Consider the following 20,858-nt stretch of genomic DNA (forward strand, 5'->3'; position numbering starts at 1 on the left):
TACGCAACCGGCGGTTGCGGACAGGAAAAAAGGCGCGTTTTTCGCAAAACGCGCCGGAAAGATCAATAGCCGAGCGGCTCGCCGATCAGCACGACCTCGCACTTTTCCATTTTGGTGGGCGGTCCCATGTGGATCACCATGGCGCGGCAGAGCTTTTCCACAATCTCCGGATCATCCTTTCCGGAAAGCCGTTTGGCGTTGAGGGGGGCGGCGACGTTTTTCGCGCGGTCGATCGCGCTTTCCAGATCGGGGCACAGCTTGTTGATGCCGCAGACAAAGATGCAGCGCTTCGGGCCGAACAGCGTACCCGCGACGCGGTTGCAGGTGCCGTCGATATTAACGATCTCGCCGTTTTCCGACAGGCCGTTGGCGGAGCAGAGATAAATGTCCGGCGTCTGGAAGAATTCACCCGGCTTGAGCCAGTGCCAGTGGACAGCGGTGTTTCCGGCAAAGGCTTCCGGAAAACCCAGCTCTTTGAGCGTCATTGAGCCGCCGAGAGAAACCGATTTGCCCGCGCAGGCGTCGGTCAGGTAGCGCTGTGCCTCCTGCGCGGTGGGGAAGTAAGTAAAGCCGAAGCCGCGCGCGGTGAAAGCCCTGCAGATCGCGTCTACCCCCGGCAAGCCGCGTTCGAACATCGGCAGCAATTCGGACGGGTCGCTTACCAATGCCTGCGCACCGGCCGCCTTTAGTTCCTCGGCCGGACGGAAGCCCCAGGTCACGCCGACAGCGGCCAGGCCGGCATTTTGCGCGGTCTGCATATCGACCGCGCTGTCTCCGATATAGAGGGCGGTCGCCGCGTCGCCGCCCAGCTCGCGCAGCAGTTGGAGCGCGCTGGTCGGATCGGGCTTGCGGGGGGTGTCCGGCCGCTCGCCGCAGGTGACCTGCACAAGATCACCGAAATAATGCCGGATCAGCCCCTTGGCGGCCAGATCGTATTTGTTGGAAAGCACGCCGACCGAAACACCGGCCTTTTTCAGCGCCTTGAGAAGTGGGAGGATGCCGTCATACGGTTGGGTGCGGTTCATCATGCGCTCGTTATAGGCGGTGCGGAAGTCGTCGAGACAGGCGTCAACCATGGCCTCCGTGCGTTTGTTTTCCGGAATGCAGCGCTCGACCAGCTTACGCACGCCGTTGCCCGCGCGCTGGCGCGTCTGCTCCTCGGTCACAGCGGGGAAGCCGCGCCGCATGACCGCGCAGTTGACGCTGTCGCACAGGTCGCCGAGGGTGTTGAGCAGGGTACCGTCCAAATCAAAGATTGCCGTGTTGATTTTCATGCTATCGCTATCCTTTTTATCTGTTTGAGTGGGCGCGGCTTCAGCCGCGCATATAGGTTTGCGTGATCTCGGCCAGCAGGGAAGAAACCGTCGGGTTGAGCGCCTCCCGCCGCACGCGCCAGCGCCAGTTCTTGCCGCCGATCGTCCCGGGCGTGTTCATATGCGCGTCCGCGCCGAGTGAGAGCAGGTCCTGCAGGGGGGTCATGGCGATGCGCGCGGGCGAGGCCCAGACGCTTTTGATCGCGCTCCAGCCCATGGCCTCGCTGTGCGAGGTGCGCAGGTACCGGTAGGCAAACTGCTTTTCCGGCTCGGTGCAGATATCCATGATCTGCTCGCATACGGTCTGGGAGTCGTGCGTGGAGGTGTAAACGATGCTGTTCGGCACGAAGTTATGCGGCAGGTGCTCATTGTCTTCGTCCGGCGTGAAGCCGAAGATCAGCACCTTCATGCCCGGCAGGCCGCTTTCCGTGAGCAGTTCGCGCACCTCGTCGGTTTGCACGCCCAGATCCTCCGCGATGAGCCGGACCGGACCGAGCGCCTGTTCGATGGCGCGGAGCAGCTCCATGCCCGGGCCTTTGCGCCAATGGCCCTTGATCGCGTTTTCCGATCCGGCCTTGACCTCCCAGTAGGCCGCGAAGCCGCGGAAGTGGTCGAGCCGCACCACATCGAACAGCGCCATGTTGCTCTTCATGCGCCAGACCCACCAGGCGTAGTTCTCCGCGCGGTGTACGTCCCAGTCATACACCGGATTGCCCCAGAGCTGACCGGTGGCCGAATAGTAGTCGGGCGGCACGCCCGCGACCAGCTTGGGGCTGCGGTCGGCCTTGAGCTTGAACAGCGTCGGGTGCGTCCACACATCCGAGGAGTCTGCGGAAACGTAGATCGGGATATCCCCGATGATCTGGATGCCTTTTTCATTGGCGTAGGCATGCAGCGCGTCCCACTGCTGGAAAAAGACATATTGCAGGAAGATGCGGAAGTCGATCTCGTCCCGCAGCTCGGCGGCCGCCTTTTCAAGCGCGGCAGGCTTGCGGTCGCGCACCGCCTTGTCCGGCCAAAGATAGACCGGCATATTGTGGTATTTTTCCTCTTTAAGCGCCATAAACAGCGCATAATCCGGCAGCCAGGCGGCATTTTTCTCACGGAACGCGGCGATCCTGGTGCGCAGCGTGTCGTCAACGCGGCGGTACGCCTTGCGGAACAGCGGCCAGCGGGTATCCGCGAGCTGTTCGAAATCCGTCTCGTCCGGCGACGCCTCGAAGTCGCCGGCCCTGACCTCGGCCACGGTCAACAGGCCGTCCTCCACCAGCAGGTCAAGGTCGATCAGGTACGGATTGCCCGCCGCTGCGGAAAAGCACTGATACGGCGAATCACCGAAACCGGTGTGGCCGAGCGGCAGGACCTGCCAATAGGTCTGACGGGCGGCGGAGAGAAAATCCACAAAATCATACGCGGCCTTGCCCATGGTACCCACGCCGTGCGGCGAGGGCAGAGAAGTGACGTGCGCGAGCACGCCGCTGGAGCGTTTGAACATACTGCGTTCCCCCAATTCAATATGACCCATTATAACACAGTTCGGCCGATTTCCCAAGAGTTATTCTTGCCGGCAAAGACTGGAAGCGGGCGAGGACAATAGGGGACCGCGCGGAATCCGCTTGCAAACGGCTGGCCGGCAGGCTATAATAAGAGGGCTGAAAACACAAAAAAGGGGAATATCAACGCATGAGAATGCGCAAAAAGAAAAACCTGGACGTTCGTTTTGCCGCGTGCGCGGATGTGATGGCGTTCGAGCCGAGGGAAAAGCGCGGCCGCTGGCGCGCGCTGTTCGGCAACGACCACCCGCTGCATGTGGAGATCGGCTGCGGCAAGGGGCGCTTTGCGATCGGCATGGCGGAGCAGTATCCGGAGATCAACTTTATCGCGGTCGAACGGGAGGAGGGCGCGCTCATCATGGCGGCGGAGCGCTGCCAGCAGCACCCGCTGCCCAACCTGCGGTTCGTATCCTTTGACGCGGCCGAGCTGCGCGAGGTGTTCGCCCCGGGCGAAGTGGACCGCATCTACCTGAACTTTTCCGACCCGTGGCCGCCTAACCGCCAGCGCAAGCGCCGCCTGACGTGGCGCGCGTATCTGGAGGTCTATGACGAGCTGCTGAAGCAGCAGGGCGATCTGTGCTTCAAGACCGATAACCAGCGCTTTTTTGAGTGGACGCTTGCGGAGGTCTGTCAGTACGGCTGGCTGCTCCAGAATATTTCGCTCGACCTGCACCGCTCGGATTTTGAGGGCAACGTGATGACCGAATATGAGGAGAAGTTCTCATCCGAGGGCGCGCGCATCTACCGGCTGGAGGCGCGTCGGCGGCTGCCGGAATTTTTAAGAAAATAGAGGGAGGATGAAAAGCGGCCGCAGGGCCGCTTTTTCCTATGGAAAATAAATGTTATTGACATATGCCGGAAAAGTGTTATGCTATACTTATAACCGGCATATGCCGAAAATAAAAAACGGAGGCGCAGCAATATGAAAATCGCAGTCACTTATGAGGATGGACAGATATTCCAGCACTTTGGGCATACCGCCCAGTTCAAAGTATATGAAACGGCGGACGGAAAAATCCTTTCCTCGCGGATTGTTGATACCAATGGCAGCGGGCATGGGGCGCTTGCGGGCTTCTTGGCGGCGCAGGGCGTGGATACGCTGATTTGCGGCGGCATCGGCGGCGGCGCGCAGGCCGCGCTGGCCGAGGCCGGCATCCGCCTGCTGGGCGGCGTGCAGGGCGGGGCGGACGAAGCGGTCGGGGCGTTCCTGGCCGGCTCGCTCCAGTATGATCCGGATGTCCGGTGCAGCCACCACGAGCATCACGGCGAGGGGCATGACTGCGCCTCGCACGGCGGCCACACCTGTGGCGGCCACTGCCACGGGTAAACGTGGATGCCAAGGCCGAAAAAGTGCCGCAGGGTATGCGGTCTGCCGGCCTGCCGGGAATTCGGCCCGCGCGGCATGGGCTGCGCGGGGGAGCCGGTTGTCATGGGGCTGGATGAGTACGAGGCGCTCCGCCTGATCGACCTGGAGGGCCTGCAGCAGGAGCAGGCCGCCGTGCAGATGGGGGTCGCGCGCACCACGGTGCAGGCGATCTACAACACTGCCCGCCGCAAGCTGACGGACTGCCTGGTCAACGGCAGGCTGCTGCGGCTCCAGGGCGGGGAGGTGGAGGTCTGCGAGCGGCGCGCGTATTGCCCGAGAGCCGGTTGCTGCCTACAGCGAAGCTGCGATAAGGAAAGGCCGGAGGATTGATTCCCTCCGGCCTTTTTCTCTGGATGCGCCTGCGTTTGACAGACGGATGCCTCCACACGGGCTTACAGCTTGGTGTATCCGCGCGGGGTGACGATAGCGTCCAGCGGGACGCCGGCCGCGCACGCGGGGCAGTCCTTGCCGCGGACAAAATTATGGTAATGCGGGAAATCCTCGCCCGAAAACAGGCGGACGACCGGCTTGCCGTCCAACTCGGAAAGGTTGGAGAACAGCGCGGAATAGCCGGCGACCCGACCTCCGTAATATTCGATGCACTCGCGCGTCTGGGACAGGGTTTGACCGGTCGAGGCCGTGTTGACCAGCACCAGTACATTGCGGTTTTCGATCATGGGGCGGAGGTTGTCCGCGAACATGAACTGCCCGTTGACGTTGTTGTCCGGCTCGACAAGATAGACGGATTTGCCGGAATTCAGGCTGCCGATACCCGAGGAGGAAAGCTCGCGGGCCAGATAGGCGCCGATGTATTCCGTACCCTCCAGGCACAGGAGCGTGTCCACACTGACCGCGCTAAAGTGGAAAGCGATGCTGCGCGCCGCTTCAAGCGCCATGGACATATTGTGCTTGATTTCGGACATATCGACATAATAATTGATGTGCGAATGGTTTGTGGCGAAATGCCCGGGGATCGCATCCGCGTAAAGGCGTTTGTTGGCATGGGAGATGATTCGGATCGGCTGCTGCATAAGGAAACCACCTTTCTTGCGACAATATAAGAAATCACACCTTTATTATACCGCATTTTACTGTGCAGGGCAAGAAAAAGCCGAGCGCTTCGGACGGCGTTTCCAGGCGGGGGAAATAAAAAAGCAGCCGCACAGCGGCTGCCGTTCCATTGAAATGCGCGGGGCGCATGCGCCCGAAAGGTAATAAGCCCCGCCCTGCCGATGCGGCCCAATTAGTAACCTGCACGACTTGGCAGGTGGGTTTTCTGTTTGGCATGTCTGCGCTTCCAACATCCGTGTATACCCGGGAGGCCTGCTGCTCGATGCCAAAACTTTCCGAAATCCCGTACTAAAAATGTGGGTTAAAAAAAGGCCGCTGTCGCACAGGGCAGGGTGACATCCGGCAAAGCCTTGCCGGATGCCGGAAAGAAAAGGGGATCAGCCCTCTTCGTCCTCCTCCGCTTCCGCGCGTTCCATCAGGATATTGAACACTGCATCCGCGATCTCGTCGTCCTCGACCGCTTCCAGCATTTCCTCGCCGTTTTCCTCTACGATCTGCATGATGACGACCTCCGCGTCTTCCTCAACGGCAAGCTCAGCCGGAATAAACGCCAGATAGGTCGTACCCTCATATTCCACGGTGTCGATGTGCTCAAACTCCACTTCGTTGCCATCCTCATCGATCAGCGTGACAAAATCGTTGCCGTACTCCTCGCTCATGGTTCCGGCACCTCCTTGTGTTTGGTTTCAGATTGGGGGAGGATTGCTCTCCCCGCTTTAAGCATAACAAATCGCGCCGGATTTGTAAAGCCAAATTATCGGGGCGGCGCCACTGTCATAGTATGCCGCCCATGCGAATTATCATACCAGCAGGAACGCAAGAAATAAAGCCTTGACTTTGCCTTTTATTTCTGCTATAGTAATACAGGTAACAAAGAAGAAGGCCGCGTCCTCACCCGCAGCGCTTGAGCAAACGGGTCAATCATTCTGCAAAGCCGCAGGGCAGCTTTGCGCTTTTGTGATGGAGGACGACCGTAAAGGGCCGGTCCTTTTTTCTTTTTGTATTTTAATCCGTTTTTGTTTGGAGGTGCTTACCAATCAGCAGCATGGAACATCAGATCAATGAAGAGATCCGCGACAAGGAAGTCCGCCTGATCAGCGACGACGGCGAACAGCTCGGCATCGTGCCTATCCAGCAGGCGCAGGACATCGCAGTGGAAAAAGGCATGGACCTGGTCAAGATCGCCCCGCAGGCAAAGCCGCCGGTGTGCAAGATCATGGACTACGGCAAATTCCGCTTTGAACAGGCCAAGCGGGAAAAGGAAGCAAGAAAAAATCAGCGTGTCGTGGAGATCAAAGAGATTCGCCTGACCCCCAATATCGATGTCGGCGACCTGAATACCAAGGTGAAAAATGCCTGCCGCTTCCTGAAGGACGGCGACAAGGTCAAGGTTTCGGTCCGCTTCCGCGGCCGTGAGGTCACCCATGCGTCGCTCGGTCAGGACCTGCTCCATCGCTTCGCGGAGCTGTGCGCGGAATGCAGCACGGTGGAAAAGCAGCCCAAGCTCGAAGGCCGTCAGATGCTTATGTTCCTGGCGCCCGCAAAAGACAAGTAAACCAAAAAGCGCGTTTTCAGCGCAAATTCAGAGAGGAGCAAACCCTTATGCCTAAGATCAAAACGCACAGCGGTGCAAAGAAAAGATTTTCCGTCACCAAGAACGGTAAATTCAAGCGCGGCCATGTTGGTAAGCGCCATCTGCTCAACGGCCACGGAAAGACCACCAAGCTCAAGCGCCACCTCCGCAAGGAAGGCTTTGCGGATTCCACCAATGTGGCGCAGCTCAAGCGTCTGCTGCCGTATAAGTAAGTAAAATCATATCTTTCATATAGGAGGCAATCACAATGGCAAGAGTTAAGGGCGCGATGATGACGCGCAAAAGAAGAAAGAAGATCCTCAAGCGTGCCAAGGGCTACTGGGGTGCGAAATCCACCCATTACCGCGTAGCCAACCAGGCGGTTATGAAGAGCCTGAAGTACGCGTATATCGGCCGCAAGCACAAGAAGCGCGACTTCCGCCGCCTGTGGATCACCCGTATTTCGGCTGCCGCCAAGTCCTGCGGCATGAATTACAGCCGCTTTATGAACGGCCTCAAGAAAGCCGGCATCGACCTCAACCGTAAGATGCTCGCGGACCTTGCGGTCAACGACAAGGCTGCGTTCGCCGCGCTGGCGGAAAAGGCGAAGGCGGCGCTTTGATCCCCAAAGGGTCGGAAGGCTCTGCGGAAACCGCTTGCTGTTTGTGAAAAAGGCCGTTTTACGGCCTTTTTCTTTTTTGGCGGCCGCGCGGCTGCGGCGGGGAACGGTGCGGCGTGTCGAAAAAATTGTTACATTTGTGTAACTTTACAGGAATTTTATTTGATTTTTTTGCATAATATGTTATACTGGATAACAGATAAATCAATAAGAGGAGGTGCAAAGGCTGATGAGACATATCCGAATCCCGCAAAAGCCCGACCGGCCGGACATCGATGATTTGATTTTCGGTGATGAGCATGAGACGCAAAGCGAAAAGTAAAACGCTTTATGGATTGGTCCACGCAGGGCGCGCATCGGGATTGAAATGCGGCCGCGTGGTTTTTTTATATTTATTTCCCGGCAATAAAAACAGGGGAGTTCCATTCTGAATATGAAAAACGCGTCTCAAAAGAAGTGATGCCCGAAGCGGTTTTCCGTTTCGGGCATTTTGTTTGTTCAATTTTCCGCCGGAATGGCCGCGCGCAGGTGGTCGAGCGCAGCCTGGAAGCGCGGCTCGTCCCGCAGGGGCGCGTACCGCTCGTCCTCCTCGATAGCACGGAGCGTCAGGCGGTGTGTTTCAATAATATCGTTCCTTGTAGGGACATGCGTCTGCACCGCGGCAAAAAACGGGTTATCACGGTAATCGAGCGTATAGGCAAGGCGCGTGTCGATATACTGCTCGAACAGGTCAAGCGCCTGCGCCTGGTCGCCCTCATCCTGCGCGAGCATGATGCCGAGCAGCAGGCCGTTCGACCGGTCAAGTCCGAACAGAGCATCGACCGCGCGGTAGGCGTCAACCAGACGGTGGGCGGCGGCAAACGCCTTTTGCCGGCGGGCGATGGTGGTCAGGCTCATCAGCGCGGTTGATACCTCGCCCACATGGGTCAGCAGCGCGCGGCGCGCAAGCTGCTCTGCCTCGGTCAGCTTTTCCTGTGCCAGGTAAAGGGACAGGCGCAGCTCATCCGAATCGATGCCCTGCTTTGGCGGCAGGCTGTCGATCAGCGCCTCGGCCTCTTCATAACGGCCCAGCATGGTGAGCATGCTGATGCGCAGGGAGCGGGAAACCTGCTTTTCGCCGGTTTCCTCGGATTGCTGTTCCCCCTGCTCAAACAGGGCGAGGCATCGCTCCGTAATATCGGACGCCGTCTGTTCCGTATCCTCCGCACGGTTGAGGGCTGCGGCGATGTAACGATAATACAGCGCGCCTGCGAGCAGTTTGATCGAGCCGCTGTGCGGGTATTCGCGCAGTACCGCCTCGACCGCCCGCACGCCCGCGTCAAAGCCCTGGTCGTCAAATACCTGATGCAGCCGGCTGGAAATGGCAAGCTGCTCCTCGCGCGCAGGGTCGCGGCGGAAATCGAGAAGTGCGTCCACGGACAGGCCGAGCGCGCGGGCCAGCGGCGGCAGCAGCGTGATATCCGGATAGCTTGCGCAGGTTTCCCACTTGCTGACTGCGGCGGCGGACACGCCTACCATGTCAGCGAGCGTTTCCTGCGTCATCCCTTTTTCGCGGCGTGTTTGCATAATGATTTTTCCAATTTGCAGTTCCATCAAGAAAACCAGCTCTCTAAAATAGGATCAAAGGGCTCTTTGTCATGCCTATCGTATCATATGACGCGCCGCCGCACAATGGAGGCGAAGTTTAACCAACGGTTGGATTATTCAACCGCTGGTTAAGCTGTGGCGCAGGCATGGGCGCCGAAGCGGGAAGGGGGACAGCTGTGTTACAGGCGAAGCCCCTTGACATCCTTGATGCGGGACAAGATAACGTGTGTTTTCACGCTGACCGTACCGTCCAGACGGTCGATTTCGTTCCGGATGAACGTATCAAGCTCGTCCTGCGAGGCGGCGACAGCATGCACATGCAGGCAGCAATTGCCGCTCATGCGGTAGATCTGGGTGACGGTGCCGCACTGATAAAGCCGGTCGATCACGGCGTTCAGTGCGTCGGGAGCCGTTTCGATCTCAAAGTAGCAGGATACAGCGCCGCTGATTTTCTGCGGGTTGATGATGGTCGTGTATTCCTCGATGATCCCCTTTTTCTCCAGCGCGTCGATCCGGCCTTTCACCGCGACGCGCGAAAGGCCGACCAGCTCGCCGATCTCGGAATAGGAATAGCGAGCGTTCTGTGTGAGCAGGGTGAGGATCTTTTGGTCGAGGGCGTCCAGACAGTCCAGATACATGGGGAAGCCTCCTTTTCAGGGTTGGATGATATAAGATAGTATAACACAGGGAAGGAACAAATAGAAATATATGATTGACGAATTAATAAAATATTGCTACTATAGTATTGCATAAAGAAAGATAATAATTACGTTTAGAAAAAGGTGGACGTATGCGAGGCGATTTGACAGAGGGCGATATCACCAAAAAGCTGTTGCTGTTCGCCCTGCCGCTGATGGCGGGCAACCTGCTACAGCAGATGTATAACGTGGCGGATACGCTGATCGTGGGCCGCTTTCTGGGTGCGGACGCGCTGGCGGCGGTCGGTTCGTCGTATACGCTGATGGTGTTCCTGACCTCTATCCTGCTCGGGCTGTGTATGGGGAGCAGCGCGTTTTTCTCCATCCAGTTTGGGCGGAAGGATATGGAGCGGCTCCGGACCAGCTTCGCTCTGTCGTTCCTGCTGATCGGTGCGGCGGCGCTGCTGCTCAACCTCCTCTCGTTTGCCGGGCTGGACTGGATCATCCGCGCCCTGCAGGTGCCGCGGGAAGTTGTCAGACTGATGCGGGAATACCTGTTCTGCATCTTTTTCGGCATTCCGGCGACCTTTCTTTATAATTACTTTGCCAATCTGCTGCGCGCGGTCGGGGATTCGGTCACGCCGCTGCTGTTTTTGGGTGTTGCAGCGGTGATGAACATTGCGCTCGATCTGGTGTTCGTGATTGTTTTTCGCTGGGGCGTGGCGGGCGCGGCGGCTGCGACCGTCCTGTCGCAGTATGCGTCCGGCCTGGGGATATTGCTGTATTACCTGCTCCGCTTTCCGGAGCTGCGGGTCGCGCGGCGGCATATCCGCTGGGACGGCGGTATCGTCCGTGAGATCGCGGGCCTGTCGGTGCTGACCTGCGTGCAGCAATCCATTATGAACCTCGGCATCCTGATGGTGCAGGGCTTGGTCAACAGCTTCGGCAAGGTGGTGATGGCGGCGTTTGCCGCCGCGGTCAAGATCGATTCGTTCGCCTATATGCCGGTACAGGATTTCGGCAATGCGTTTTCCACCTTTATCGCCCAGAATTACGGCGCGGGAAAGGCGGAGCGGATCCGGCGCGGGATAAAAAGCGCGGCGCTGTCCGCGTTCGCGTTCTGCGCGGCCATCAGCCTTGCGGTATGCGCGCTGGCCCGTCCGCTCATGGGGCTGTTTGTCGACGCTGGGGACACAGCGATCATCGAGGCCGGCGTGGGCTACCTGCGGATTGAGGGGGCGTTCTATTTTGGTATCGGCCTGTTGTTCCTGCTGTATGGCTTTTATAGGGCGGTCAAGATGCCCGGGATGTCAGTGGTGCTGACGGTATTCTCGCTGGGTACGCGTGTGGCATTGGCTTACGCGTTGTCGGCTGTCCCTGCGCTGGGCGTGACCGGCATCTGGATGTCGGTGCCAATCGGCTGGGCGCTGGCCGATGCGGTGGGCGTGCTGTATTACTACAGAAACCGGACGAGCATCCTTGCCGGGGGATAGGGCGGGATGAAACACGGGAGGGCGGCATTATGCCGCCCTCCCGTGTTATTTATCGTCCGAAATAGCTGAAATGCATGTAGTCGCGCTTGCTCGACCAGGCGTTCCCACCCCATGAAAAGCCGTATTTCGTAAAAGCGTTGTATACATCCCCGCCCTCTGGGATGGAGTAGGGGTCCTCGTAGGGCGACCAGTGCGTGCCGGTGGTCGGGGTGAGCGAGCCGTCCGCGTTGATGGTAGCCTCCATGTTTTCCTCCCAGTTGATATCGATCGCGGTACCCTGCGAATGCTCGCCCGTGCGCCAGGAATAGCAGCCGACATTTTTGATCGGGAACTGCTCGTCGCCGTTATAAATTTCCTCAAAGATTGCCTCGTAAATCGGGGCGAGCGACTGATTGACCTCGATATACGCGGTGCTGGAGGTCTTGCTCCCGTCGGCCTGGAGCCGCCAGACCGGAACCGAGATCTCCACCATGTGCGCCTCGGCCTCCTCGGCGGTCTGATACTTTTCACCGCCCACACCGTAGACGAGCATCATTTTGTCCGTTTCCGTGGAGGGGAACATAAGGTCAGGATCGAGCCAGTAGTCAGGGACCGAAACAGCGCCCTCCTCGTCGGAGGGCTCCGCTTCAGGCTCCTGGTCCTCAAAGGCCTGGCAAAAGCGCTCCGCCATGATAAGGGCCTGCTCGCGTGTCGCCGTGCCGTTAGGCGCTAACAGCGTAGCCTCGTCCGCGGCGGAAATGCCGTTTACGATTGTATAATCGACCATGGTAATCATGGCGTTGACCGCATAATCGCTGATTTGCGGAACGTCGGGATAATCCTCCACGCAGGCATCGCCCGCGATGGCGGGGGCGTCGATGCCGGCGGCGTCCAGGATATTATACAGCATCACACAGAGGTCCTGCCGCTTGATGCTGGCGTCCGGATCGAAAATGCCGTCGCCGCGGCCGCTTACCAGGCCGAGCTCATATGCCGCGACCACATTGGGGTCGTCACAGTCGCGGAACGGCTTTTTGGCTGAAGCGAACACCGCCTTGCCGCTCACCGCCTTATAAGCGTTTACGGCAATGCCGCAGAATTCCGCGCGGGTGATCTCGGCCTTTGCGTTGAGCGCTTCGAGCGCGCTGGGCATCAGGCCGGCAGCCTGCGCGGCTGCGACGCCCTCCTCCGCCCAGGAGGAAATATTGGAAAGCGCGCCGGCCTGCTGGACGAACAACGCCGCTGTCAACGCCAACGCACCCGCCCGGCGGGCAAAGGGATGGGACATAGGGAAAGACCTCCTTGCGTCTCAATAAAGAGAATTAGGATATTTTATGGAATAGTTAACCGCAAAAACCTGGGAAAAACCGTTGAAAAAGGAATTTATTCACAATACACACAGGCTTTTCCACAACCCGCCGCGCGGAAGTGGGTCAATCGGCGGCCGCACGGTCGAGCGTGCGGTACTGTAGGGCCTCGGCAAGATGCTCGGACTGGATGGACGCGCTGCCGGCCAGATCAGCGACCGTTCTCGCCACGCGCAGCACACGGTCGTGCGCGCGGGCGGTGAGGCCGAGCCGCTCAAACGCCGCCGCGAATATGCGGGAAGCGTCGTCGGACAGGACACAGTACAGCGCCAATTGCGCGGGCGGTATTCTGGCGTTGCAGATACCGTCGCCCTGCCGCTGGTACTGGACCACGCGGGCGGCGCACACGCGGTCGCGGATCGCCGCCGAAGGCTCCTCGGCAGCCCGTCCGCGGGCAGCCAGCGCCGCATATTCGACAGGCTGTACCGCGATCTGCAGGTCGATGCGGTCGAGCAGAGGGCCGGACAGCCGCCGCAGGTACTGCTGCACGGAAGCGGGCGAGCAAGTGCAGCGGCCGCTTCCATACCAGCCGCATTTGCAGGGATTCATAGCTGCGATTAATTGAAAATGCGCCGGATAAGTGACCTGCCCGGCAACGCGGGAGATCGTGATTTTTCCGTCTTCGAGCGGCTGGCGCAGGGTTTCGAGTACATCGCGGTGAAACTCGGGCAGCTCGTCCAGAAATAATACCCCATGGTGGGCCAGCGTGACTTCGCCGGGGACAGGGAGCCGCCCGCCGGCACCCGCGCCGCCCGCGACCGCGTTTGCGGAGGAGTTATGGTGCGGCGCGCGGAACGGCCGCTCCGCGCGGCCAACCGCTTCCTGGCCGCGGCCGACCGCCGACCAGACGCGGATGACCTCCAGCCGCTCCGCATCGGACAGAGGCGGCAGGATGGTGGGGAAGCATTTTGCCATCATGCTCTTGCCCGACCCGGGCGGGCCGGAGAGAATAATATTGTGTCCGCCCGCAGCGGCGATCTCGAGCGCGCGCTTGACCGCGTGCTGCCCCATGACGTGCGAGAAATCGAGGGGCGCGCTGCACGGCGGCGGCGCGGCAGGCGGGAGACAGGGAGAAAGCGGGCGGCGCCCGTTCAGGTGGGCGAGCAGGTCGTCCAGGCCGGCCGCCGGCAGCACGGTGACGCCGGCGGCATAGGCGGCCTCGGCCGCGTTCTGCTGTGGGACAAATACCGTTCGGAAGCCGGCGTCCCGCACGGCGAGCGCCATAGAAAGTGCGCCGCACACCGGACGCAGCTCGCCGGTCAGGGACAACTCGCCGAGAAAGACGGCGTCCTGCGGCAGGGGATCGATCTCGCCCGCGGCCGCAAGGATGGAAAGCAGAATCGGAAGGTCATAGGCGGCGCCGGCCTTTTTGGTATCCGCGGGAGCGAGGTTGACCGTCAGGCGGGAAACCGGCCAGTCGAAGCCGCGGGATTTGACTGCGGCGCGCACACGCTCCCCAGCTTCGCTGACCGCGCCGGTCGGCAGGCCAACGATATCCAAACGGGGCAGGCCGCTGGACAGAAAGCATTCGGCCGTGACGATATATCCATCGATGCCACGCAGGCCGGCTGAGAAGACACGCGATACCATGTTAAGCCCCTCCGAAACGCCAATTCTTACCGCTAATACTATACTACAAAATGTCAAATTCCGCAATGCAAAACGTCAAATGCAAACTAAATGTAATATTTATGGTACAAAAAGAGCAATTTGTTTCACGATATGAAATCGGTTCTGAAAAAGCGGAAATCGTTATGAATTTGTCATATTGGGTGTTTACAATTGGAGGGAGGAGTGCTAAAATAAATACGGTTGGTGAAGATCGCTTTTTCGGCGCAAAACTGGTGCGGAAAGGTCCTTTTTCACCCCTTCAGCATGTTATAACTGAATAGGAGGATATAAACATGGCAAGAAAGATGAAGTCCATGGACGGTAACACTGCGGCCGCGCACGTGTCGTATGCGTTTACCGAGGTCGCGGGTATCTATCCGATTACCCCGTCCAGCCCCATGGCAGACAGCGTTGACCAGTGGGCAGCCGCAGGTCAGAAGAACATTTTCGGTACAACCGTCAAGGTGATCGAAATGCAGTCCGAGGCGGGTGCTGCGGGTACGGTACACGGCTCCCTTGCGGCCGGTGCGCTGACCACCACCTACACCGCGTCTCAGGGCCTGTTGCTGATGATCCCGAATATGTACAAGATCGCGGGCGAACTGCTTCCCTGTGTCTTCCATGTTTCGGCGCGTACGGTTGCGTCCCATGCGCTGAACATCTTTGGCGACCATTCCGACGTTATGGCCTGCCGCCAGACCGGTTTCGCCATGCTGGCTGAAACCAACCCGCAGGAAGTGATGGATCTGGGCGCGGTCGCGCACCTGGCGACCATCAAGTCCCGCGTTCCGTTCATCAACTTCTTTGACGGCTTCCGCACCTCCCACGAGATCCAGAAGATCGAGGTTTGGGACTACGAGGACCTGAAGGAAATGTGCGACATGGACGCTGTCGAGGCGTTCCGCAAGCGCGCCCTCAATCCGGAGCATGCGATGATGCGCGGCTCGCACGAGAACGGCGACGTATTCTTCCAGCACCGCGAGGCCTGCAACAAGTTCTACGACGCTGTTCCGGAGATCGTAGAGGAGTACATGGGCAAGGTCAACGCCAAACTCGGTACTGACTATCAGCTGTTCAACTACTACGGCGCTGCCGACGCTGACCGCGTGATTATCGCGATGGGTTCGATCTGCGACGTGGCGGAGGAAGTGATCGATTACCTGAACGCGCACGGCGAAAAGGTCGGTCTTGTCAAGGTCCGTCTGTACCGCCCGTGGCGCGCGGACAAGCTGCTGGCCGCGATTCCGTCTACCGCTAAGAAGCTCGCGGTCCTCGACCGCACCAAGGAGCCCGGCGCGCAGGGCGAGCCGCTCTACCTCGATGTCGTCACCGCGCTGGCGAACGCCGGCATCACCGATAAGGTCGTTATCGGCGGCCGATACGGTCTCGGCTCCAAGGACACGCCTCCGGCGTCCGTCTTTGCCGTATACGAGGAACTGACCAAGGCCGAGCCCAAGCCCCAGTTCACCATCGGCATCACCGACGACGTTACCTACCTGTCCCTCGAGGAGAAGCCGGCGCCGAACACCGCGGCGGAAGGCACCATCGAGTGCAAGTTCTGGGGTCTCGGCGGCGACGGTACGGTCGGCGCAAACAAGAACTCTATCAAGATCATCGGCGACCATACCGACAAGTATGTTCAGGCGTACTTCCAGTACGACTCCAAGAAGACCGGCGGCGTGACCATTTCGCACCTGCGCTTTGGCGACAAGCCGATCAAGTCTCCTTACTATATCAACAAGGCGGACTTCGTTGCCTGCCATAATCCTTCCTATATCGTTAAGGGCTTCCCGATGGTCCGCGACGTCAAGCCGGGCGGTATCTTCATGATCAACTGCCAGTGGACCGACGAAGAGCTTGACCACCACATGCCGGCTGTTGCCAAGCGCTATATTGCTTCCAACAACATCCAGCTTTACACGATCAACGCGATCGACAAGGCGATCGAGATCGGCATGGGCAAGCGCACCAACACCATCCTGCAGTCCGCGTTCTTCACGCTGGCCAAGGTTATGCCGCAGGAAGAAGCGATTGGCTACATGAAGGATGCCGCTACCAAGTCCTACCTGAAGAAAGGCCAGGATATCGTCGATATGAACCACAAGGCGATCGACGTTGGCGCGACCGCGTTCCACAAGGTCGAGATTCCGGCGTCCTGGGCGAATGCCGCGGACGAAGCGGACAACCGCGACCTGCAGGGCCGTCCGGAAGTCGTCAAGATGGTCAAGGACGTTATGGAGCCCATCGGCCGCATGGACGGCGACTCTCTGCCGGTATCCGCTTTCGCCGGCGAGCATGTTGACGGTTCGTTCGAGCACGGCGCTGCCGCTTACGAGAAGCGCGGCGTAGCCGTTACCGTTCCGACCTGGAACGCCGAGACCTGCGTACAGTGCAACCAGTGCGCTTATGTCTGCCCGCACGCCACCATCCGTCCGTTCGCGCTGACCGAGGAAGAGGCTGCCGCCGCTCCGGCTTCTGCCAAGATCGTGGACATCAAGGCTGGCAAGGGCAAGGGCGTGTACAAGTACACGATGGCTGTTTCCCCGCTCGACTGCATGGGCTGCGGCGTGTGCGTAGGCGTATGCCCGACCAAGTCGCTCACCATGGTTCCGCAGGAGCAGGAAGCTGCCCAGCAGGATGCGTTCGATTACTGCGTAGCCAAGGTTGCCGAGAAGGCCGACATGATCTCGACTGCTTCCGTCAAGGACAGTCAGTTCAAGAAGCCGCTGCTTGAGTTCTCCGGCTCGTGCGCAGGCTGCGCCGAAACCTCTTACGCCCGCCTGATCACCCAGGTCTGCGGCGACCGTATGTATATCTCCAACGCTACTGGATGCTCGTCCATCTGGGGTGGTCCTGCTGCTACCAGCCCGTACACCGTTGACGCGAATGGCCACGGTCCGGCTTGGGCGAACAGCCTGTTCGAGGACAACGCGGAGCACGGCCTCGGCATGTACTATGGCCAGCTCGCCATCCGTGAGCGCCTGATCTCCAAGCTCGAAGAGATGGCTGCGGCGGATGCGACTCCGGCCGAAACCAAGGACGCGATCGCCAAGTTCTTGGAAACCAAGGACAACGGCGCTGCTAACGCGGAGCCGGCCAAGGCTCTGGCCGCTGTGCTTGAGCAGGGCGCGGCTGCCGGCTGCGACGCCTGCAAGGAAATCGTTGCGCATAAGGAATACTTGGCCAAGAAGTCCGTCTGGATCTTCGGCGGCGACGGCTGGGCTTATGATATCGGCTTCGGCGGCTTGGATCATGTCCTCGCTTCCGGCCAGGATGTAAACGTCATGGTATTCGATACCGAGGTTTACTCCAACACCGGCGGTCAGGCCTCCAAGGCGACCAACATCGGCGCGGTTGCGCAGTTCGCGGCGTCCGGCAAGACCACCAAGAAGAAGAGCCTCGCCGAGATCGCGATGAGCTACGGCTATGTATACGTTGCCCAGATCGCTATGGGCGCGAACATGAACCAGACTCTCAAGGCGATTGCGGAAGCGGAAGCCTATCCGGGACCGTCCCTCATCATCGGCTATGCCCCGTGCGAGATGCACTCCATCAAGGGCGGTATGACCAACTGCCAGGCCGAGATGAAGAAGGCTGTCGACTGCGGCTACTGGAACCTGTTCCGCTTCAACCCGCAGCTCGCGGAAGAAGGCAAGAACCCGTTCATCCTGGAGTCCAAGGAGCCCAAGACCGAGGACTACCGCAAGTTCATGATGAACGAAGCTCGCTACTCTGCGCTGACCCGTTCGTTCCCGGATCGCGCCGAGAAGCTGTTCTCCGAATCCGAGGTCGAGTCCACCAAGCGCTATGCACACCTCAAGCGCCTGCAGGACCTGTACGCTCCGGAAGCGTAAGCTACAAAAGAATGACAAAGCCCCTGCGGATATTTATCCGCAGGGGCTTTTGTGTTACAATGGGAAAAAGGGAGGCCGGTATGAAGCAGGGGATCTTCAGGCGCTTGTGCGGCCTACTGCTGGCGGCTGTGGCGGTGTATGGACTGACATTTGGCGCGCTGGCGTTACGAGGCCTGCGCTATGTGGCGCCGGACACGGAAAGCTGGCGGATGCTGCCGTATATCGTACCCGCCGCGCGGTATGAGGAGGAAACGAGCGTTCGGTACCGGCAGGGCATGTAAACGGAGGCGTCCCTTGCTATCCGGTGCTATGACGCGCAGGGGCGCACGATCACCGAAAGCGTTTATGCGGAGGATGGGGCGGAAACCTATCGTGCCGAGATCGTTTATCACGAGATTACCAGACAGCGTACCGAATAAAAAGGAGGATGGAACGATGAAAAGATGGATAGCGGCCGTGCTGACGGCCTGCATGCTGGCGGTTCCGGCGGGGGCCGCGGACCAGCCGAGCGACTGGGCGCTGGAAGCGGTGCAGACCGCGCGCGAGGCGGGGCTGGTGCCGGAAAAGCTGGACAGCGCCTATGACAGGGCGGCGACAAGGGCAGAGTTTTGCGCGCTGGCGGCGGCGGTTTACCGTTCGTGGGAAACTGAAGGGTTGCTGGGTAAAGTGGAAAAGGATACCGTATTGTTCACGGACTGTAAGGAGGGGGATGTGCTGCTATGTGCGTCGGTCGGCATCGTCAATGGAGTGGGAGGCGGAAGGTTCGAGCCGGGCCGATCACTCCAGAGACAGGAGGCGGCCAGTATGCTACACCGGCTGGGCGCGCTGCGGGCAGATTACGACGGCAGCGTGCAGGGCCGTCTGCCGCATGTGTTCGCGGATGGCGCGGATATCGCCTCGTGGGCGCGCAATGATATCAACTGGGTCTACCGCCACGGCATCATGACGGGGACGGGAGGCAATGCGTTTGAGCCGGCGGGAGAGTATACCCGCGAGCAGTCGATCGCAACCATGCTGCGCCTATATGCCGCACAGTATGCGGCCGAGATCCCAAAAGAGCAAGGGGAAGCATACCGTGTCGTAGTGGACTATTCCGGCGCGGGGGTGGGCCGCGTACATATCGAGGATGCAGCCGGTAACCGTCTGCTGACCGATTTTGCGGGTACGGACGGCTATTTTTATGATGCCAGACTGTTGGGTGAATGGGCAAGCCTGCACTGGCAGCCGGATGTGGAAAGCGGATTTGCGTGCGCGTTATGCAACCTGAGAACCGGCGACACATTGGCGGATTATTATGCTGACGGCGTGGACGAGCAGTCGGGTTCGGCATGGGCGTACTCGATGGAAAAAGGCGCGGCGGACAGCCGTATCCTGTATGCGGACGGCACATACAGCACGCAAACCTACCAGTCGGTCACGGGCTGGGCAAACGGCAGGGCGATCGTCCGCGAGGGGGATGCCGTCCGCGCGATCGACCGCGGCGGGAATACCCTCTGGCGCATGAATATTTCGCTCGATCAGGTGCAGGTGTACGGCGGGATCGGCGACCGCCTTGTGATAGAACGCGACGGGGCATACTGCCTGATTACCGATGGCAAGATGGGAACGGTGAGCGAAACGCCGATGCTCCTGAACCGATGGAGCGATACTTATATCGCACAGGACAGCGGGTACTATACGCTGTATGACTTTTCCGGCCGCCGTTTAAGCGAAACCTATGCCAACGCGATGATCGAGACGGGGCAGGACATTTATGCCTGCTGGCTGTCGGACACTGAGTATGCCTATATCCGCTGCACGGAGTACGGAAATCCCCAAACTCTGTTTACGGTTTCCGTCAGCCAGCGGCCGGGGCCTCTGGCGACCGATGGCGCGGGGGTGTATGCCTTGCGGACCGGCGCGCAGACCGTTGCCTGCTTCGACCGTTTTGGGGATACGCTCGGCGCGATCGAAGTGCCGTTCGCAGTCGGGGAAGTGGATTTTGCAGACGGATGCGTCCGTATCAGGGGGGAGGCGCTTGGAACCGCTCAGCAGACCATACTCTTCTTTCCGACCGGAGAGCCGGCCGAATAAACCAAAACGCAAAACAGGAGCAGCAAGAGCTGCTCCTGTTTTGCGTTTTACCGTACGCCCGTCAGGTCCTTGATACATTCGCCCGCGAGGATCATGCCCGCTACCGGCGGCACAAAGGAAACGCTGCCGGGTACGGCGCGCCCCGCAGTGCCCTTCTGCTCGTCCGAGGGCAAGGGCGTGCGTGGTTCCTCCCTGGAGTAGACGACCTTCAGGCGCTTGATGCGGCGTTTTTTGCATTCCAGCCGGATGACCCGCGCGAGCGGGCAGACCGAGGTTTTGTAAATATCCGTAACTTCAAACCGCGTGGGATCGAGCTTGTTGCCTGTTCCCATGGAGCAAATCAACGGCACGCCCAGCCGGTCGCATTCGGCGATCAGATGCAGCTTGGCGGTTACGGTGTCGATCGCGTCGATCACATAGTCGAAGCGGCTGAGGTCGAGCGCGCTGTCCGGCGTATAGAACATGCGGAGCGCATGGACGGTACAGCGCGGGTTGATATCCGCGATGCGCGCGCGCATCGCGTCCACCTTCGGCTGACCGGACGTGGACGCAAGCGCGATAAGCTGGCGGTTGCGGTTGGTGAGCGCAACCGTATCGTTATCGATCAACGTCAGCTCGCCTACGCCGGCGCGCGCGAGCGCTTCGCACGCGAACGAGCCGACACCGCCCACGCCGAACACGGCGACATGGGACGCGGCGAGCGTCTGGATGGCCTGTGCGCCGAGCAGCAGCTCGGCGCGGGAAAATTCATGCAGCATAAA

18 protein-coding genes, 1 other RNA gene and 1 pseudogene are annotated in these 20,858 nt (G+C 59.7%); 10 read left to right on the plus strand and 10 right to left on the minus strand.

Translation table 11 applies throughout. From position 1 onward, the window contains the following. Window positions 1-62: 62 nt before the first annotated feature. Window positions 63-1,274: an HAD-IA family hydrolase gene (locus tag H8S45_RS16245; protein WP_082397213.1), complete on the minus strand. Its 1,212-nt coding sequence runs from the start codon at window positions 1,272-1,274 to the stop codon at window positions 63-65. 40 nt (window positions 1,275-1,314) lie between these two features. Then, window positions 1,315-2,808, minus strand: coding sequence for a 4-alpha-glucanotransferase (gene malQ / locus H8S45_RS06905; RefSeq protein WP_054327624.1), 1,494 nt, complete (start codon window positions 2,806-2,808; stop codon window positions 1,315-1,317). A gap of 188 nt (window positions 2,809-2,996) precedes the next feature. Between malQ and trmB the strand changes: the two genes are divergently transcribed. From trmB to H8S45_RS06920, 3 genes and pseudogenes are all read left to right on the plus strand, one after another. Then, window positions 2,997-3,656: a tRNA (guanosine(46)-N7)-methyltransferase TrmB gene (gene trmB / locus H8S45_RS06910; protein ID WP_054327623.1), complete on the plus strand. Its 660-nt coding sequence runs from the start codon at window positions 2,997-2,999 to the stop codon at window positions 3,654-3,656. Window positions 3,657-3,755: 99 nt separating this feature from the next. After that, window positions 3,756-4,193: pseudogene (locus H8S45_RS06915) on the plus strand (NifB/NifX family molybdenum-iron cluster-binding protein); the annotation flags it as partial. 6 nt (window positions 4,194-4,199) lie between these two features. Then, window positions 4,200-4,562: a DUF134 domain-containing protein gene (locus H8S45_RS06920; RefSeq protein ID WP_147574291.1), complete on the plus strand. Its 363-nt coding sequence runs from the start codon at window positions 4,200-4,202 to the stop codon at window positions 4,560-4,562. Window positions 4,563-4,624: 62 nt separating this feature from the next. Here H8S45_RS06920 and H8S45_RS06925 read toward each other — a convergent pair whose 3' ends face one another. The 3 genes from H8S45_RS06925 to H8S45_RS06935 form a co-directional block, all read right to left on the minus strand. Then, window positions 4,625-5,263 carry a type I phosphoribosyltransferase gene (locus tag H8S45_RS06925; RefSeq protein WP_054327620.1) on the minus strand — a complete coding sequence of 213 codons (639 nt, stop codon included), beginning with the start codon at window positions 5,261-5,263 and terminating at the stop codon, window positions 4,625-4,627. A 183-nt stretch (window positions 5,264-5,446) separates the two neighbouring features. Further along, window positions 5,447-5,640: non-coding RNA, 6S RNA (gene ssrS / locus H8S45_RS06930), on the minus strand. Between the two features lie 40 nt (window positions 5,641-5,680). After that, a complete protein-coding gene (locus H8S45_RS06935; protein WP_054327619.1) occupies window positions 5,681-5,962 on the minus strand; it encodes a DUF1292 domain-containing protein in 282 nt (93 codons plus the stop codon). A 386-nt stretch (window positions 5,963-6,348) separates the two neighbouring features. Here H8S45_RS06935 and infC point away from each other — a divergent pair, with 386 nt between their 5' ends. From infC to rplT, 3 genes are read left to right on the plus strand one after another with little or no spacing between them, the layout of a single operon-like run. Then, window positions 6,349-6,858 (plus strand): translation initiation factor IF-3, encoded by a 510-nt coding sequence (gene infC / locus H8S45_RS06940; protein WP_054327618.1) that lies wholly within the window; start codon window positions 6,349-6,351, stop codon window positions 6,856-6,858. Between the two features lie 47 nt (window positions 6,859-6,905). Then, entirely contained in the window at window positions 6,906-7,109 is a 204-nt protein-coding gene (rpmI, locus tag H8S45_RS06945; RefSeq protein WP_054327617.1) for a 50S ribosomal protein L35, read from the plus strand. Window positions 7,110-7,144: 35 nt separating this feature from the next. Further along, on the plus strand, window positions 7,145-7,498 hold the full coding sequence (rplT, locus tag H8S45_RS06950) for a 50S ribosomal protein L20 (protein ID WP_054327616.1): 354 nt from the start codon (window positions 7,145-7,147) through the stop codon (window positions 7,496-7,498). 495 nt (window positions 7,499-7,993) lie between these two features. Here the strand turns inward: rplT and H8S45_RS06955 are convergent, their stop codons facing one another. Continuing rightward, complete coding sequence (locus H8S45_RS06955) at window positions 7,994-9,061, minus strand: helix-turn-helix domain-containing protein (RefSeq protein ID WP_186949847.1); 1,068 nt, start codon at window positions 9,059-9,061, stop codon at window positions 7,994-7,996. Between the two features lie 200 nt (window positions 9,062-9,261). Beyond that, entirely contained in the window at window positions 9,262-9,720 is a 459-nt protein-coding gene (locus H8S45_RS06960; RefSeq protein WP_054327614.1) for an Lrp/AsnC family transcriptional regulator, read from the minus strand. Between the two features lie 152 nt (window positions 9,721-9,872). Between H8S45_RS06960 and H8S45_RS06965 the strand changes: the two genes are divergently transcribed. Continuing rightward, window positions 9,873-11,213 carry an MATE family efflux transporter gene (locus H8S45_RS06965; RefSeq protein WP_054327613.1) on the plus strand — a complete coding sequence of 447 codons (1,341 nt, stop codon included), beginning with the start codon at window positions 9,873-9,875 and terminating at the stop codon, window positions 11,211-11,213. 49 nt (window positions 11,214-11,262) lie between these two features. Here the strand turns inward: H8S45_RS06965 and H8S45_RS06970 are convergent, their stop codons facing one another. Both H8S45_RS06970 and H8S45_RS06975 read right to left on the minus strand, forming a co-directional pair. Further along, window positions 11,263-12,480, minus strand: a complete 1,218-nt coding sequence (locus tag H8S45_RS06970) for a M15 family metallopeptidase (RefSeq protein WP_107631925.1) — start codon at window positions 12,478-12,480, stop codon at window positions 11,263-11,265. 145 nt (window positions 12,481-12,625) lie between these two features. Beyond that, entirely contained in the window at window positions 12,626-14,149 is a 1,524-nt protein-coding gene (locus H8S45_RS06975; RefSeq protein WP_054327610.1) for a YifB family Mg chelatase-like AAA ATPase, read from the minus strand. Window positions 14,150-14,463: 314 nt separating this feature from the next. Here H8S45_RS06975 and nifJ point away from each other — a divergent pair, with 314 nt between their 5' ends. The 3 genes from nifJ (at window position 14,464) to H8S45_RS06990 (ending at window position 20,097) form a co-directional block, all read left to right on the plus strand. Then, window positions 14,464-18,024, plus strand: coding sequence for a pyruvate:ferredoxin (flavodoxin) oxidoreductase (nifJ, locus tag H8S45_RS06980; protein ID WP_147574292.1), 3,561 nt, complete (start codon window positions 14,464-14,466; stop codon window positions 18,022-18,024). A gap of 80 nt (window positions 18,025-18,104) precedes the next feature. Beyond that, window positions 18,105-18,305 (plus strand): hypothetical protein, encoded by a 201-nt coding sequence (locus H8S45_RS06985; protein ID WP_054327609.1) that lies wholly within the window; start codon window positions 18,105-18,107, stop codon window positions 18,303-18,305. 154 nt (window positions 18,306-18,459) lie between these two features. Next, window positions 18,460-20,097, plus strand: a complete 1,638-nt coding sequence (locus tag H8S45_RS06990; RefSeq protein ID WP_054327608.1) for an S-layer homology domain-containing protein — start codon at window positions 18,460-18,462, stop codon at window positions 20,095-20,097. A gap of 47 nt (window positions 20,098-20,144) precedes the next feature. Here the strand turns inward: H8S45_RS06990 and H8S45_RS06995 are convergent, their stop codons facing one another. Beyond that, window positions 20,145-20,855, minus strand: coding sequence for a tRNA threonylcarbamoyladenosine dehydratase (locus H8S45_RS06995; protein WP_054327607.1), 711 nt, complete (start codon window positions 20,853-20,855; stop codon window positions 20,145-20,147). Between the last annotated feature and the right edge of the window lie 3 nt (window positions 20,856-20,858).

The sequence above is a fragment of the Agathobaculum faecis genome, from assembly GCF_014287995.1.
GTDB lineage: Bacteria > Bacillota > Clostridia > Oscillospirales > Butyricicoccaceae > Agathobaculum > Agathobaculum ammoniilyticum.